The following is a 16344-nucleotide window of genomic DNA, read 5'->3' as shown; positions in this document are numbered from 1 at the left end:
GACCTTTCAGGTCGTGGGGGAGGTGAGGCGGCCCTGGGGGCTCAGGAACGGACTTCGAGCAGCGGGACGAGCTGCTCGGCGGGGGTCATGGACCCGTGCATGCCGACCATCGCGGACTCGTGGGGCTCGTTGACGGAGGCGGTGATCGCCACGTCGTCGTGGGCCGCGGCGACGACGTCGCCGATCCGGCCGTACACGCGCTCGTCGATCTCGTCGCCGAACCAGCCGAGGGAGATGGCCTCGTCGCGGCTCGCGACCCAGAACTGCTCGCCGATCACCTCGCGCCAGCAGGTGAGGACGTCCGCCTGGGCGCCCGGCACCGCGTAGACATGGCGGGCCCGCCCCTCGCCGCCGAGGAGGGCGACGCCCGCGCGCAGCTCCCAGTCCTCGTCGAAGTCGATGCGGTGCTGCTCGTCGAAGGGGATGTCGACCATGCCGTGGTCCGCCGTGACGTACAGGGCGGAGCGGGGCGGCAGTTGCTCGGCGAGCCGCTGCACGAGCCGGTCGACGAACATCAGCTGGCCGCGCCAGGCGTCGGATTCGATGCCGAAGCGGTGTCCGGCGCCGTCGAGTTCGCTGTAGTACGTGTAGACGAGCGAGCGGTCACCGGCGGCGAGCTGCTCGGCGGAGAAGTCCATGCGCTCCTCGCCGGAGAGCCGCCCGTGAAACGTTCCGCCGCTGAGCGCCACCTTGGTGAGCGGGGTCTGTTCGAAGATCGGGGAGGACACCTGGGCGGTGTGGATCCCCGCCTCGTGCGCGAGCTGGAAGACGGTGGGGTACGGCTGCCAGGCGTGCGGCGACGTCCACGGCTTCCAGCGCAGCTGGTTCATGAGACCGCCGGTCGCGGGGTCGCGCACGGTGTACCCGGGCAGTCCGTGCGTACCGGGGTAGCGGCCGGTGCCGACGGAGGCGAGCGAGGTCGCCGTGGTGGCGGGGAAACCGGCGGTGACCGGGCGGCCCGTACCGCCTCGCGAGGTGCCGAGGAGCGAGGTCAGATAGGGGGCCTCGTCCGGGTGGGCGGTGATCTGCTCCCAGCCGAGCCCGTCGATCAGGAAGACGCAGTTCCGGTCGGCCGGGGACAGCTCGGCGATCCGCGGCGTGAAACCGGGCGCACCCTGGCCGGCGACGAGGGTCGGAAGCAGGTCGGCGAGGGAGCCCGAGCCGTACTCGGGGACCGGGGCGGTCTCCGGGGCGAGCGGGACCGGATCGTCGGGCCAGCCGTGGCTGACGGCGGTCGGCTGCACCATCAGCGGGTGGGGGCGGCGGTGGCCGCGATGGCTTCGGAGAGTGCCTGGGCGAAGGCGAGGGTCTGCCGGACGGTGTCCGGGCCGTCCCCGGCCTCGCTCACCCGCAGACTGAGGTCGTCGGCCGTGGCGTTGCCCGTGTAGCCGTGGTCGGCGTCGCAGTTGGAGTCACCGCAGGCGGCGGGCTCCAGGTCGATCCGGGAGACGGCGCCCCAGCCGATGGTGAGGACCACCTCGCGGGGCAGGGTGCCCGGCGTGTACGACTCCGGGTTGGCGACCACGCGGCTGAGGACGACGGACGAGATCCGGTCGAGCTTCACGGACTCGGTGGACGTCGTGGCGTACGGCGTCGGGGAGCTGGTGTCGGCGGCCTGCTCGTCGGTGTGGCTGACGATGAAGCGGTGCGGCGTCAGGACGAGGACGGTCACATGGCGGCGGACCTCGTTCGCGTCGAAGGTGGTCTCCTGGTGCACCACGTACGACGCGACGGCCTCGCCGCCGACGGCGGACTCCACCGCCTCGGCCACGAGGGCCGGGTAGTAGCCGCTGCGCTCGATCGCCGCGCGCAGCCCCTGGGTCGTCGTACCGGTCTTCGCCATGGACTCCATCCTACGGGGCGGCCGGGCCCCCTCAGGCCCTTCGGTAACTCGGCAGGCTGCGCGGCCCGAGGTCGGTCCTGGGCGGGGGCGGGGCCAGCCGGACGGTGGCGCCGAGGACGGAGAGCCCGCGCGGTGCCACGACCACCGGCTCCAGGGAGACGGCGACCACCTCGGGGTGCTCGTCGACGAGCCGGGAGACCCGGAGCAGGACCTCCTCGAGGGCCGGGGTGTCGACGGGGGCGGAGCCGCGCCAGCCGAAGAGCAGCGGGGCGGTGCGGAGGGAGCGGACGAGTTCGGCGACGTCCCGGTCCGTGGCCGGAACCAGCCGGTGGGCCGTGTCGCCGAGCAGCTCGGACGCGGCGCCCGAGAGGCCGAAGGAGAGGACGGCCCCGACGGCCGGGTCGATGGCGGAACGGACGACGGTGTCGACGCCCCGGGGCACCATGGCCTGCACGACCGGCTGGAGCTCCTCGGGCTTGCCGAGGACCCCGGTCATCTCGGCGTACGCCGTGCGCAGCTGTTCCTCGGTGGCCAGGTCGAGCCGGACGCCGCCGAGGTCGGGACGGTGGCGGAGGTGGGGCGCGGTCGTCTTGAGGGCGACCGGGTAGCCGAGCCGGCCGGCGGCCGCGACGGCGTCGTCGGGCGTCGGCGCGGGCAGGGTCGGCAGGACGGCGATCCCGTACCGCGCGAGCAGCTCACGGGCCTGCTCGGTGTCGAGGGTCACACCGCGCGGGTCGGCCTCGTCGCTGCCGAGCACCCGCGCGATGAGCGCGGCGGCCCCGGCCTCGTCGATGTCCTCGTACTCGGGCACCCGCCCGGGCTCGGCGGCCTGCCGCCGCCACTGCCCGTACCGCACGGCCTCGGCCAGAGCCCGCACGGCCCGCTCGGCGGCGGGGTAGGCGGGGATGGTGACCTCGCCCGCTGCCACCGCCGTGTCGACGACGCCCACCGGAGACACACCGGTCGGTGTCCCGGATCCAGGGACCTCGCCCGCCGCCCCGGCCCCGGCCCCGGGGACCCCACCCGGCGCACCGACGCGGGACTCGGTCGGAGTACCCGGTCCCGGTGCGGCAGCCGCCCCCGCCCGGAACTCGGCCCCGGCTCCGGGCTCCTGCCCGGTCGGCGTCTCCGGGTCCTGCCGCGGTGCTGCGCCCGGCCGGGTGGCGGGCGTCGTTCGCGGTCCCTGGCCCGGGCCGCCGGCCCGGCCCGGTGCCGGCGGCCTCGTGCTCGTCGCGATGGCGAGGGCCTCCGCGAGGCCGCCCATCTCGACGTGGACGACCACGACCGGCTTCGTCGGGGCGGGGGCCGAGGCGACGGCCTCGCGGAGGGCGGCGGCGAGGACCTCCCCGTCGCCGAACTCGGTCGCGCCGTTCTCCCCGACCCAGGGGATCGCGTTGACGACGACCGCGTCGGACGTCTCGTCCACGAGCGCCGCCGCCAGCGCGTCCCGGAAGTCCGCCGGTTCCGCCGCCGTCGTCAGGTCGAGCGGCCGCAGCGGCCGCAGCCCCTCGGTCAGGCAGGCGTCGTACGTGAGGAGTCCGAGCGACTCGGAGTTGCCGAGGATCGCGACCCGGGGCCCGGCGGGCAGCGGCTGGGCGGCGAGGAGGAGCCCGGCGTCCACGAGTTCGGTGACCGTGTCGACCCGGATCACGCCGGCCTGGCGGAGCAGCGCGGAGACCGTGGCGTGCGGGATGCGGGTGACCGGCACCCGGTGGCCGGGCGGGGCGCTGCCGCTGTGGCGGGCGCCCTTGACCACGACGACGGGCTTGACGGCGGCGGTGCGGCGGGCGAGCCGGGTGAACTTCCGGGGGTTGCCGATCGACTCCAGATAGAGGAGGACGACGTCGGTTCCGGGGTCGTCGTACCAGTGCTGGAGGAAGTCGTTGCCGGAGACGTCGGCGCGGTTGCCGGCGGAGATGAAGGAGGAGAGGCCCGCGCCCCGCCGGTGCAGCCCGGCGAGGAGGGCGATGCCGATCGCGCCGGACTGGGTGAAGAGCCCGATCCGCCCGGCGGCCGGCATCTGCGGGGCGAGGGAGGCGTTGAGCCGGACGTCGGCGGCGGTGTTGATGATCCCGAAGGCGTTGGGGCCGATGATCCGCATGCCGTACGAGCGGGCCTGCCGTACGAGCTCGCGCTGCCGCTCGCGTCCCGCCGCCCCGCTCTCGGCGTATCCGGCGGAGAGGACGACGAGCCCCCGTACGCCGTGTTCGCCGCAGTCGGCGACGGCCTCCGGCACCCGTTCGGCGGGGACGGCGACGATCGCGAGGTCCACCGGCTCGCCGATGGCGCCGACGGAGGGGTGGGCGGGGACGCCGTCGAGCTCCGTCGCCTCGCCGGCGGGGAGCGCGGCGTTCACCGCGTACACGCGTCCGGCGAAGCCTGCCCCGAGGAGGTTGCGGAGGACGGTCCGGCCGACGCCGCCGGGGAGGCGCCCGGCTCCGACGACGGCGACGGACCGGGGGGTGAGGAGGCGCTGCACGGAGCGGGCCTCGGCCCGCTGCTCCCGTGCGCGCTGGACGGCGAGGGAGCGGTCGGTGGGTTCGAGGTCGAGGTGCAGCCGTACGGCCCCGTCCTCGAAGCTGCGCTTCTGCGTGTAGCCGGCGTCCGTGAAGACCTTGATCATCTTGTTGTTGGCGGGCAGGACCTCGGCGGCGAAGCGCCGGATGTCCCGCTCCCGCGCGACCGCCGCGATGTGTTCGAGGAGCGCGGAGGCGACTCCGCGTCCCTGATGGGCGTCCTGGACGAGGAAGGCGACCTCGGCCTCGTCGGCGGGCGCGGAGGCGGGCAGTCCGCGGTCGTCGATGCGGTCGTAGCGCACGGTGGCGATGAACTCGCCGCCCACGGTCGCCGCGAGCCCCACCCGGTCCACGAAGTCGTGGTGGGTGAAGCGGTGGACGTCCTTGGCGGAGAGCCGTGGGTACGGGGCGAAGAAGCGGTAGTACTTCGACTCGTCCGAGACCTGCTCGTAGAAGCTGACGAGGCGGTCGGCGTCGTCGGCGGTGATGGGCCTGATGCGCGCGGTGCCGCCGTCGCGGAGCACCACGTCGGCTTCCCAGTGGTCGGGGTAGTCGTGGTCCGGTCGCGCCGGTGACACTGACTGTCCCGCCGCTTCCGACTGCTCCGACGCGCTCTCCATGGGGCCAGCCTAGGGGGTGTCCCGTCGTGGGGCCCTGGCCTCGTCGGCACGAGGTTGCCCGACGCCGCGACACGGGGTCGGATCGGTCGCGCGGCGGGTGTACGCCGTGCATGGTGGGGGCACCCCCGTGCACGGTGGGGGCACGCCGGGCGCGGCGCGGGAGGGCCGAAGGGCGGTCCGATCCGGGTCCGAGGTCGGCGCGAGCACCGGGCATCCCGTGAGAGACTGGTCTAGACAACCGCTTGAGACTTGAAGGGCAACACCATGGCTGAGCGCCGCGTCAACGTCGGCTGGGCCGAGGGCCTGCACGCCCGCCCCGCGTCCATCTTCGTCCGTGCCGCCACGGCTTCCGGCGTTCCGGTGACGATCGCCAAGTCCGACGGCACCCCGGTGAACGCCGCTTCCATGCTCGCGGTGCTCGGCCTGGGCGCGCAGGGCGGCGAGGAGATCGTCCTCGCTTCGGAGGCCGAGGGCGCCGAGGCCGCTCTGGACCGTCTGGCGAAGCTGGTCGCCGAGGGTCTCGACGAGCTGCCCGAGACCGTCTGAGGCTGCCTGAGGCCGTCTGGGACCGTCCGCCCCGGGTCGACCCGCTCGCACCCCGAAAGCGCTCGTACCCCGAAAAGCCGTGTCCGCCGGAATTCCGGCGGACGCGGCTTTTCACATTTCCGCGGAACTGCTTTCGGGCAGCACAGAACAGCCCCACGGAATTCCTATTCTTTGTATACGGTGTGTGCGTTAATTCCGGACACTCGCCGTGTTGACTGCATGTTGCGAAACCCTCACACGGCCGGGCTCCGGCCTTTTGAGCCGGTGCAGCGGCTGCGAGCGTTCCGCGTGCAGGGCGGTCAGCGCCCTCGCCCGCTCGGCGTCACCGCGCGCCACGGCGTCGACGATCGCACCGTGCTCGGCCCAGGCCTCCGTCGGATGGGCGGGCAGCTCGACCGCGTACATCCAGGCGATCTTGTGCCGCAGCTGGGTCAGCAGCGCCGTCAGGGCCGGGCTCCCGGAGGCCTGCGCGAGCGTCTCGTGGAACCATCCGCCGAGCGAGCGCAGATCCTCCCCCTGTCCGCGCCTGGCCCGCTCCTGCCCCAGCCTGACCAGGCCGCGCAGCACTTTGAGGTGGGCCTCGGTACGGCGCTGGGCGGCGCGCGCGGCCCCCAGCGGTTCCAGGAGCGCCCGCATGTCGAGCAGGTCGGCCGCCTCCTGCGCGGTGGGCTCGGCGACGTGGGCGCCCGCGTGGCGGCGGGTGACGACGAAGCCCTCGGACTCCAGGGTGCGCAGGGCCTCGCGGACCGGGACCCGGGAGACCCCGTACCGGCGGGCGAGCTGCTCCTCGGTCAGCCGGCTGCCCCGCTCGAAGACGCCGGAGACGATGTCGTCCCGGATCGCCGTGCATACCGAGTGCGCGGGAATGCGCATGTCCGACCTCCGCCTTGGTCTGCGCGAGACAATTCTTCGGCGCCTGTTCTGCGCCCGATGTGCGACTCTATTGCAGCGCGCCGGAATTTCCGATGCCTCAGCGGAATATGGATGCCTTTTGACCGACGAAAAGCCCCGGCTCAGCATGAGCCGGGGCTTTTGCGACGCGATACGGGGGCGGGACGGGTGGGCCCCCGTGGTGCGCGCCGGGCGTCAGACGTTGACGCCGCGGGCGCGGAGGTAGGACACCGGGTTGATGTCGGAGCCGTAGTCGGCGGTCGTACGCGCCTCGAAGTGGAGGTGCGGACCGGTCGAGTTGCCGGTCGAGCCGGAGATGCCTATCTGCTGGCCCGGCTCGACGCTCTGCCCGACGTAGACGTCGATGGAGGAGAGGTGACCGTACTGGGTGTACGTGCCGTCGTTCATCCGGATGACGATGTTGTTGCCGTACGCGCCGCCCCAGCCGGCCTCGACGACGGTGCCGGAGCCGACGGAGACGACGCTGCTGCCGTAGGAGGCGTGGAAGTCGACGCCGGAGTGGCTGCCGGAGGACCAGAGGGAGCCACCGGTCTGGTAGCCGGTGGAGACGTACGAACCGGCGACGGGGAGCTGGAAGGAGTTCAGGCGGCGGCGCTCGGCCTCACGGGCGGCGCGCTCCTCGGCCTCGCGGATCTCCTTGGCGCGGGCCTCGGCCTTGCGCTTCGCCTCGGCCTCGGCCTTCGCCTTGGCGGCGGCCTCGAAGGCCTCCTCCTCCTGGGCGGCGGCCTGGGCGCTGATCCGGTCCACGAGGGAGTCCTCGGTGATCACCTTGGTGAGACCGGTGTCCTCGGGAGAGCGGTTGTCCGACTCGGCGGCGAGCGCCGGAGAGGCGAGTGTTCCGATGACGCCGGTGGTGGCGAGCGTCGCGGCGCCGGCGATGCCCACGCTGCGGCGCGCCATCCGGCTCGGTCCACGATGCTTCCCGGTGGCACGGGTGAACGCCATGTAGGGGCTGGTCCTTTCCTTCCCTCTCGCCTACCGGGTTAGCTGACGGGTTCGGAGCAGGAAGGTCTCCTACGAGCCCCTCCGTCGAGACGAAGGCGCCCGATTCACCCCAGGGACTACGTGTGGGTCCCCGGCTCCCCAGGCTCGCGCCTGACGGGGACTCGGCGATGACTGTCCGGATGCCGCGGGTGCGGCGGGTGCAACTGCCGAACAGACGCACCGACGCTATGCGGATCGCCTGGCGATCACCAACCGGACCCGCCAGTTTGTAAGACATGCCACAGGGCATACGATCATGCTTAATATCAATACGGACAAAGCGGAGGACCCCGACGCGGTATGCCGTCGGGGTCCTCCGCTCCGGCCGCCGGGCGGCCGGAAACAGTCGGTCGAGAGCCGGAATCAGCCGGTCACGACGGTGACTTCACCGATGCCGAGCGCGCGCACCGGCTCCGCGATCTGCGCCGCGTCGCCCACGAGGACGGTGACGAGCCGGTCCACCGGGAAGGCGTTGACCACGGCGGCGGTCGCCTCGACCGTGCCGGTCTCGGCGAGCCGCGCGTACAACTGGGCCTGGTAGTCGTCCGGGAGGTGCTGCTCGACCTGGTCGGCGAGCGTCCCGGCGACGGAGGCGGCCGTCTCGTACTTGAGCGGCGCGACACCCACCAGGTTCTGCACCGCGGTCTCCCGCTCGGCGTCCGTGAGGCCCTCGGCCGCCAGCGTGCGCAGCACCTTCCACAGGTCCTCAAGGGCCGGGCCGGTGTTCGGGGTGTCGATGGAACCGCTGATGGCGAGCATCGAAGCGCCGTTCCCCTGACCGTCGGAGCGGAGCACCTGCCCGAAAGCCCGCACCCCGTAGGTGTAGCCCTTCTCCTCGCGCAGGACCCGGTCGAGCCGCGAGGTGAGGGTGCCGCCGAGGCAGTACGTGCCGAGGACCTGGGCCGGCCAGACGCGGTCGTGCCGGTCGGCACCGATCCGGCCGATCAGGAGCTGCGTCTGGACGGCGCCGGGCCGGTCCACGATGACGACCCGTCCGGTGTCGTCGGCGTTGATCGGCGGCATCGGGAGCGGCTCGGCCGGCTCCCCGGTCCAGGCGCCCAGTGTCTCGGCGAGCACCTTGTCCAGGTCGACGCCGGTCAGGTCGCCGACGACCACGGCGGTGGCGGTGGCGGGCCGGACGTACGCCTCGTAGAAGGCGCGGACCGCGGCCGCGTCGATCGCCGCGACGGTCTCCTCGGTGCCCTGGCGCGGCCGGGACATCCGCGACCCGTCCGGGAAGAGCTCCTTGGAGAGCTGCTTGGCGGCGCGACGGGACGGGTTGGCCGACTCGTGCGGGATCTCGTCGAGCCGGTTCTGCACCAGGCGCTCGACCTCGGTCTCCAGGAACGCCGGGGCGATCAGGGCCTCGGAGAGCAGCCCGAGCGCCTTGGGCAGCCGGGAGACGGGCACCTCAAGGGAGACCCGTACGCCCGGGTGGTCGGCGTGCGCGTCGAGCGTGGCGCCGCAGCGCTCGAGCTCGGCCGCGAACTCCTCGGCGCTCCGCCGGTCCGTGCCCTCGGTGAGCGCGCGGGCCATGATGGTGGCGACGCCGTCGAGACCGGCGGGCTCGGCGTCCAGCGGCGCCGGCAGGAAGAGCTCCACGGCCACGACCTGCTGGCCGGGACGGTGGCAGGTCAGCAGCGTCAGGCCGTTGTCCAGCTTGCCGCGGTCCGGGGCGGGGAAGGCCCAGGGCCTGGCGGCACCGGGCGCCGGCTGCGGGTGGAAGTCCATGCTCGTCAAAGACACGGCGGCGTCGGTCACTGGTCCGCTCCCTCTTCGTGTGCGTCGCCGTCGGCGTCGTCGCTCTGCTCGGTCGCCAGGGGCTCGTAGACGAGCACCGCGCGGTTGTCCGGGCGCAGTCTGGCCGCGGCGGCCTCCCGCACCTCGTCGGCGGTGATGTCCAGGACCCGGTCGACGGCCGTGAGGGCGAGCTGCGGGTCGCCGAACAGCACGGCGTACCGGCACAGTTCGTCGGCGCGGCCCGCGACGGTGCCGAGGCGGTCGAGCCACTCGCGCTCCAACTGGGCCTGCGCGCGCTCCATCTCCTCGGGCGTGGGGCCTTCGGCGGCGAAGCGGGCGAGCTCCTCGTCGACGGCCGCCTCGATCTGCGGGACCTCGACGCCTCCGGAGGTCTTCACGTCCAGCCAGCCGAGCGAGGGCGCGCCGGCGAGCCGCAGCAGGCCGAAGCCGGCGGCGACGGCCGTACGGTCGCGGCGGACCAGACGGTTGTGCAGCCGGGAGGACTCTCCGCCGCCGAGCACCGTCAGGGCCAGGTCGGCGGCGTCGCACTCACGCGTGCCGTCGTGCGGCAGCCGGTAGGCGGCCATCAGCGCGCGGGCCGGGACCTCCTCCTCGACGACCTCGCGGAGCTGCTCGCCGATGACCTCGGGCAGGTCGCCGGGGCGCGGTGCGGGCTTGCCGTCGTGGCCGGGGATGGAGCCGAAGTACTTCTCGACCCAGGCGAGGGTCTGCTCCGGGTCGATGTCGCCGACGACCGAGAGCACCGCGTTGTTCGGCGCGTAGTACGTGCGGAAGAAGTTCCGCGCGTCCTCGAGGGTGGCCGCGTCCAGGTCGGCCATGGAGCCGATCGGCGTGTGGTGGTAGGGGTGGCCCGCCGGGTAGGCGAGGGCGGTCAGCTTCTCGAAGGCCGTGCCGTACGGCACGTTGTCGTAGCGCTGACGGCGCTCGTTCTTGACGACGTCCCGCTGGTTCTCCATGGACTCGTCGTCCAGGGCGGCGAGCAGCGAGCCCATGCGGTCGGCCTCCAGCCAGAGCGCGAGCTCCAGCTGGTGCGTGGGCATGGTCTCGAAGTAGTTGGTGCGCTCGAAGCTCGTCGTGCCGTTGAGCGAGCCGCCCGCGCCCTGCACGAGCTCGAAGTGCCCGTTGCCGTGGACCTGCTTCGAGCCCTGGAACATCAGGTGCTCGAAGAGGTGGGCGAGGCCCGTGCGGCCCGGAACCTCGTGGCGCGAGCCGACGTCGTACCAGAGGCAGACCGCGGCGACCGGGGTCAGGTGGTCCTCCGAGAGCACCACGCGCAGGCCGTTCGCCAACCGGTGCTCGGTCGCTGTCAGGCCGCCGGAGCCGGCCTCGGCCGTGGCCGTGTGACCCATGGGCATGTACGTCCCTTCGATCGCGATGTGAAAAAGTCCTGCCACTGTATGCAAGCGCGCCGACACCTGGCGAAGTTCCCGCCCCCGCGAGATGTCCCTCTTCCGGGTCGCGGTCGGCGTTGTCGGTGGCACGGTCCACAATGGTCCGCGTCAGATCAACCTTGTTGGTGAAGGAGCCGCAGCCGCGATGGCCCGCCGCAGCACGAAGACACCGCCGCCGGACGACGCGTTCGAGGAGCGAATCCTCGACATCGACGTCGTCGACGAGATGCAGGGCTCCTTCCTCGAGTACGCGTACTCGGTGATCTACTCGCGCGCTCTCCCGGACGCCCGGGACGGCATGAAGCCCGTCCAGCGCCGCATCGTCTACCAGATGGGCGAGATGGGGCTCCGGCCCGACCGCGGCTTCGTCAAGTGCGCCCGCGTCGTCGGCGAGGTGATGGGCAAGCTCCACCCGCACGGCGACGCGTCCATCTACGACGCGATGGTGCGCATGGCGCAGCCGTTCTCCATGCGCCTGCCCCTCGTCGACGGCCACGGGAACTTCGGCTCCCTCGGCAACGACGACCCGCCGGCCGCCATGCGGTACACCGAGTCGCGGATGGCCCCGGCCGCGCTGCTCATGACCGAGTCCATCGACGAGGACACGGTCGACTTCAACCCGAACTACGACGGCCAGGAGCGGGAGCCGGTGGCCCTGCCCGCCGCCTACCCGAACCTGCTGGTCAACGGCGCGTCGGGCATCGCGGTCGGCATGGCGACCAACATGCCTCCGCACAACCTCGGCGAGGTCATCGCCGCCGCCCGTCATCTGATCCGCCACCCGGGCGCCGACCTCGAGACGCTGATGCGCTTCGTGCCCGGCCCCGACCTGCCGACCGGCGGCCGGATCGTCGGCCTCTCCGGGATCAAGGACGCGTACGAATCGGGCCGCGGCTCGTTCAAGATCCGTGCCACGACGAGCGTGGAGACGGTGACGGCGCGCCGCAAGGGCATCGTCGTGACCGAGCTGCCCTTCACGGTGGGCCCCGAGAAGGTCATCTCCAAGATCAAGGACCTGGTCGGCGCCAAGAAGCTCCAGGGCATCGCCGACGTCAAGGACCTCACCGACCGCAACCACGGGCTGCGCCTGGTCATCGAGATCAAGAACGGCTTCGTGCCGGAGGCGGTCCTCGAGCAGCTCTACAAGCTGACGCCGATGGAGGAGTCCTTCGGCATCAACAACGTGGCGCTTGTCGACGGCCAGCCGCTCACCCTCGGCCTCAAGGAGCTCCTGGAGGTCTACCTCGACCACCGCTTCGAGGTGGTCCGGCGCCGCTCCGAGTTCCGCAGGACCAAGAAGCGCGACCGGCTCCACCTCGTGCTCGGCCTGCTCATCGCGCTGCTCGACATCGACGAGGTGATCCGCCTCATCCGGGAGAGCGACAACTCCGCGCAGGCCAAGGAGCACCTGATGGAGCGCTTCTCGCTGAGCGAGATCCAGACGCAGTACATCCTGGACACCCCGCTGCGCCGCCTCACCAAGTTCGACCGCCTGGAACTGGAGAGCGAGCGCGACCGCCTCAACGGCGAGATCGACGAGCTCACCGGGATCCTGGACTCCGACGCGGAGCTGCGCAAGCTGGTCTCGGCGGAACTGGCCGCGGTCGCCAAGAAGTTCGCCACGGACCGGCGGACGGTCCTGCTCGAATCGGCGGGCGCGCCCGTCGCGGCCGTGTCCCTCGAGGTCGCGGACGACCCGTGCCGGGTCCTGCTGTCCTCCACGGGCCTCCTCGCCCGGACGGCGACGGCGGAGCTGCCCGAGGCCGACCCGGACGCGAAGCGCGTCAAGCACGACGTGATCCTTTCGGCGGTGGCCGCCACCCAGCGCGGTGACGTCGGGGCGGTGACCTCGGGCGGCCGGCTGCTGCGGATCGCGGTGATCGACCTGCCGCAGCTCCCGGACACCGCGAGCGCCCCGAACCTCGCGGGTGGCGCGCCCCTGTCCGAGTTCCTGTCCCTGGAGCCCGACGAGACGGTGGTCTGCCTCACGACGCTCGACGAGTCCTCTCCGGGGCTCGCCCTCGGCACGCTCCAGGGCGTGGTGAAGCGTGTGGTGCCGGACTATCCGGCGAACAAGGACGAGCTGGAGGTCATCACCCTCAAGGACGGTGACCGGATCGTCGGCGCGACCGAACTGCGGACGGGCGAGGAGGACCTGGTCTTCATCACCTCCGACGCCCAGCTGCTGCGCTATCCGGCCTCGCAGGTGCGGCCCCAGGGCCGTCCGGCCGGCGGCATGGCGGGCGTCAAGCTGTCGGCGGGCGCCGAGGTGCTGTCGTTCACGGCCGTCGACCCGGCGGCCGACGCCGTCGTCTTCACCGTCGCGGGCTCCACGGGCACCCTGGACTCCTCGACGGGTACGTCGGCGAAGCTGACGCCCTTCGACCAGTACCCGCGCAAGGGCCGCGCGACCGGCGGCGTCCGCTGCCAGCGCTTCCTGAAGGGCGAGGACGTCCTGATCCTGGCCTGGGCGGGCACCACCCCGGCCCGCGCCGCGACGAAGAACGGCACCCCGGTGGAGCTCCCCGAGATGGACCCGCGCCGCGACGGCTCGGGCGTCCCGCTCCCCCAGCCGGTGGACGTGGTGGCGAGCCCGCCGTCCTGACCGGACGGACGACGCGACGGGACCCCGCCCGCCAGGCGAACCGCCTGGCGGGCGGGGTCTCGTCTCGCGGGACCGCCGGACGGGCTCTGCGACTGCCGGGTAGCCTCGGCCCGGTGACCGGCCGGGGGGCTGCTCCGGCACGTCTGACGCCCGAGTGAAGGATGGCCGCGTTGACGGACGAAGCATTCAGCATCGACAAGCGCCCGCTCCGCGACCTGCTCCGGCAGGTCGCGGAGGGAAGGGCGCAGCTCCCCGAGTTCCAGCGGGGCTGGGTGTGGCCCCATCCGAACATCACCGCGCTGCTCGCGTCCGTATCGCAGGGTTTCCCGGTCGGCACGGTCATGACGCTGCAGTCCGGCGGGGACGTCCGGTTCAAGCACCGGCCGATCGAGGGGGCGACGCCGCCGCCGGGCACCGAGCCGGAGACGCTGGTGCTCGACGGCCAGCAGCGGCTCACCTCGCTCTACCAGTCGATCAAGCTGGGCGAGCCGGTGGTCACCAAGGACTTGCGGAAGCAGCGGGTGACCGGCTGGTTCTACGCCGACATGCAGGCGGTCACGGACGGTCATACCGACCGTGAGGACGCCATCCACTTCCTGCCGAAGGACAAGATCGTCCGGAACTTCCGCGGCGAGGTGACCACGGACTGCTCAACCCGCGAGAAGGAGTACGCATCTCAGTACTTCCCGCTGAACGCCCTTCTCGATCCGTACGACTGGCGGACGGGGTTCGAGGAGTACTGGTGGGACCGCGACAAGGAGATCCTCCGCCACTGGCGACGATTCGAGGAGGCCTTTGTCAGGCAGTTCGACCTCTACCAGGTGCCCGTCATCTCCCTCGGCCGGAAGACAGCCCGTCAGGCCGTCTGCCAGGTCTTCGAGAACGTCAACACGGGCGGTGTCTCCCTGACCGTCTTCGAGCTGCTCACGGCCACGTTCGCGGCGGACGAGTTCAATCTGAGGGACCACTGGGAGCAGCAGGTGAGGGCGGCCTGGGACGCGCCGGAGTACCGCATCCTCAAGGACGTGTCGAACACGGACTTCCTCCAGTCCGTGACCCTGCTCGCCACGGCCGCCCGGCATGAGGACGCCGTCGCGCGCGGGGTGGCGGAGGAGCGTCTGCCGCGCGTCGGCTGCAAGCGCAAGGACATGCTGGAGCTCCGGCTCGACGAGTACGAGCGGTTCGCGCCCCTGGTCGTCCAGGGCTTCAAACAGGCGGCGAAGTTCCTGCACCAGCAGTTCGTCTTCGACACCAGGTTCCTGCCGTACGGCACCCAGCTCATCCCGCTCGCGGCGATCCTGACCCTCGCCGGTGAGGACGCGCAGAGCGCCGGGGCCCAGCACAAGCTCGCCCGCTGGTACTGGTGCGGAGTCTTCGGCGAGCTGTACGGCGGCTCGACCGAGACGCGCTTCAGCCATGACCTGCCGGACGTCGTCGGCTGGATCCGCGGGACCTCGGGCGAACCGCGCACGGTCGAGGCGGCGGAGTTCGCGCCCAGCCGTCTCCTGACGCTGCGGACCCGTAACAGCGCCGCGTACAAGGGCATCTACGCACTCCTGCTCAAGGCCGGGGCCATGGACTGGCGTACCGGCGAGAAGGCGGAGATCACCGCGTACTTCGACGAGTCGATCGACATCCACCACATCTTCCCGAAGGCGTGGTGCCAGGGGGCGGGGAAGGACCCGGGGCGTTACAACTCGATCATCAACAAGACCCCGCTGACCGCCCGTACCAACCGGATCATCGGGGGCAGCGCGCCCTCCGACTACCTGGTGAAGCTGGCGAAGAGCGCGGAGTCGACGCCCGAGGTGGTCCACGGACACATCCGGTCCCACCTCGTCGCACCGGAGCTGATGGCGCTCGACGACTTCACGTCGTTCTTCGCCGCCCGGAAGGCCGCGCTGCTCGCGCAGGTCTCCTCCGAGATGGGCAAGGTCATCGTGGACGACGGTGCGGACCCCGCCCCCGTACTCGACGAGTCCGACGTCGAGGCCGACATCGAGTCCGAGGAGGCGGCGGAACTCGCGGAGGTCTGATGACGCGGGCGGGCCGGCCGGGTCGGGCCGGGGCCGGACCGAGGCCAGACGACGGTCAGACCGGCTCCTCCTCCGCCTCCGTCCGCCGCACGTACCGCAGGACCCCCCACATGCTGTGCTCGTCGGGGGTGTCCTGCGGACCGTTCCGCTCGCACTCCGCCAGCTCCTTGCGCAGGCCCGCCGCGTCGATACCGGAGCCGATGAGCACGAGCTGGGTGAGCCGTTCCTCGCCCTCGGGCCACCGCTCCGGGTAGAAGCGCAGGAAACGGCCGACCGCGTGCACGGTGTAGCGGTTGTCCGGGTCGGCGGCGCCGAAGTCGACGAAGCCCTTGATCCGGTAGAGGCCCTCGGGCCGCGCGTCGAGGAAGGCCATCAGGCGGCGCGGGTGGAGCGGGTTCGCCGCGGTCAGGGACACGGTCTCGTACCCCGTGTGCGGGTGGGCGTGCGCCTCGTCCTCGCCGTACAGGATGTCCTCGATGGACATCTGCCCCTCGATCTCCCCCTCGGGCACCATCCGGTCGAAGAGCAGCTCGGGGTCGATCCGCCCGTGGGTGGCGTCGACCACCACGGCCTTCCCGGCCAGCTCCCCCACCGTCTCGCGGACGACGAGCAGCTCGTCCCCCGAGACCCGGTCCGCCTTGTTCACGACCACGAGGTCGGCGATCGGCAGGTGCCGGTCGGTCTCGGGGTGCCGCTGCCGGGTGGCGGAGAACTCGGCCGCGTCGACGACCTGGACGAGCCCTCCGTACACGATCCGCTCGTTCTCGCTGGCGAGCACCATGCGGACGAGTTCCTGCGGCTCTGCGAGACCGCTCGCCTCGATCACGATCACGTCGAGCCGCGACTCGGGGCGGGTGAGGACCTCCAGGTACTCGTCGAGCTCGCTCGCGTCGACGGCGCAGCACAGACAGCCGTTGCCGAGGGAGACGGTGGAGCCGACCTGTCCTGCGACGCTCATGGCGTCGATGCCGATGTCGCCGAAGTCGTTGACCATGACCCCGATACGGGTGCCCCGGGCGCTGCGCAGCAGATGGTTGAGGAGCGTGGTCTTCCCCGCCCCGAGAAACCCGGCCAGGACGACGACGGGGATCTGCTGCGTGGTCACGGGACGTGCCTCCGGTTCCTTCGGG

11 protein-coding genes and 1 riboswitch are annotated in these 16344 nt (G+C 72.0%); of the genes, 3 read left to right on the top strand and 8 right to left on the bottom strand.

The genetic code is table 11. The features are described 5' to 3' along the window. Nucleotides 1-41: 41 nt before the first annotated feature. From ACZ4VK_RS27825 to ACZ4VK_RS27815, 3 genes are read right to left on the bottom strand one after another with little or no spacing between them, the layout of a single operon-like run. Complete coding sequence (locus tag ACZ4VK_RS27825; protein ID WP_468357578.1) at nt 42-1247, bottom strand: alkaline phosphatase family protein; 1206 nt, start codon at nt 1245-1247, stop codon at nt 42-44. Beyond that, nucleotides 1247-1843 (bottom strand): DUF5998 family protein, encoded by a 597-nt coding sequence (locus ACZ4VK_RS27820; RefSeq protein WP_384525791.1) that lies wholly within the window; start codon nt 1841-1843, stop codon nt 1247-1249. The genes ACZ4VK_RS27825 and ACZ4VK_RS27820 overlap by 1 nt, the downstream gene beginning before the upstream one ends. A gap of 31 nt (nt 1844-1874) precedes the next feature. Beyond that, nucleotides 1875-4979 (bottom strand): bifunctional acetate--CoA ligase family protein/GNAT family N-acetyltransferase, encoded by a 3105-nt coding sequence (locus ACZ4VK_RS27815; RefSeq protein ID WP_468357574.1) that lies wholly within the window; start codon nt 4977-4979, stop codon nt 1875-1877. A 264-nt stretch (nt 4980-5243) separates the two neighbouring features. Between ACZ4VK_RS27815 and ACZ4VK_RS27810 the strand changes: the two genes are divergently transcribed. Beyond that, nucleotides 5244-5525: an HPr family phosphocarrier protein gene (locus tag ACZ4VK_RS27810; RefSeq protein WP_030211756.1), complete on the top strand. Its 282-nt coding sequence runs from the start codon at nt 5244-5246 to the stop codon at nt 5523-5525. A 189-nt stretch (nt 5526-5714) separates the two neighbouring features. Here ACZ4VK_RS27810 and ACZ4VK_RS27805 read toward each other — a convergent pair whose 3' ends face one another. From ACZ4VK_RS27805 to ACZ4VK_RS27790, 4 genes are all read right to left on the bottom strand, one after another. Further along, the gene (locus ACZ4VK_RS27805) at nt 5715-6398 is read right to left on the bottom strand and encodes a GntR family transcriptional regulator (RefSeq protein ID WP_468357571.1); all 684 of its coding nucleotides are present in this window, start codon (nt 6396-6398) and stop codon (nt 5715-5717) included. A gap of 213 nt (nt 6399-6611) precedes the next feature. Then, nucleotides 6612-7382, bottom strand: coding sequence for a M23 family metallopeptidase (locus tag ACZ4VK_RS27800; RefSeq protein WP_468357569.1), 771 nt, complete (start codon nt 7380-7382; stop codon nt 6612-6614). 12 nt (nt 7383-7394) lie between these two features. After that, nucleotides 7395-7559, bottom strand: a riboswitch (cyclic di-AMP (ydaO/yuaA leader). Nucleotides 7560-7784: 225 nt separating this feature from the next. Beyond that, nucleotides 7785-9182, bottom strand: coding sequence for a M16 family metallopeptidase (locus ACZ4VK_RS27795; protein WP_468357566.1), 1398 nt, complete (start codon nt 9180-9182; stop codon nt 7785-7787). Then, on the bottom strand, nt 9179-10537 hold the full coding sequence (locus ACZ4VK_RS27790) for a M16 family metallopeptidase (protein ID WP_468357563.1): 1359 nt from the start codon (nt 10535-10537) through the stop codon (nt 9179-9181). Before ACZ4VK_RS27790 ends, ACZ4VK_RS27795 begins: the two co-directional genes overlap by 4 nt. Nucleotides 10538-10718: 181 nt before the next feature. On the opposite strand from ACZ4VK_RS27790, the gene ACZ4VK_RS27785 reads away from it, so the two are divergent. Continuing rightward, entirely contained in the window at nt 10719-13178 is a 2460-nt protein-coding gene (locus tag ACZ4VK_RS27785) for a DNA gyrase/topoisomerase IV subunit A (protein ID WP_468357560.1), read from the top strand. 170 nt (nt 13179-13348) lie between these two features. Continuing rightward, nucleotides 13349-15214, top strand: a complete 1866-nt coding sequence (locus ACZ4VK_RS27780) for a GmrSD restriction endonuclease domain-containing protein (RefSeq protein ID WP_468357557.1) — start codon at nt 13349-13351, stop codon at nt 15212-15214. Between the two features lie 55 nt (nt 15215-15269). Here the strand turns inward: ACZ4VK_RS27780 and ACZ4VK_RS27775 are convergent, their stop codons facing one another. Continuing rightward, the gene (locus ACZ4VK_RS27775) at nt 15270-16319 is read right to left on the bottom strand and encodes a CobW family GTP-binding protein (RefSeq protein WP_468357554.1); all 1050 of its coding nucleotides are present in this window, start codon (nt 16317-16319) and stop codon (nt 15270-15272) included. Nucleotides 16320-16344: the final 25 nt, after the last annotated feature.

This window comes from Streptomyces sp. NPDC028711, from assembly GCF_055565415.1.
The sequence above is the reverse complement of the archived record's forward strand: the minus strand, read 5'-3'. Positions and strand labels throughout refer to the sequence as shown.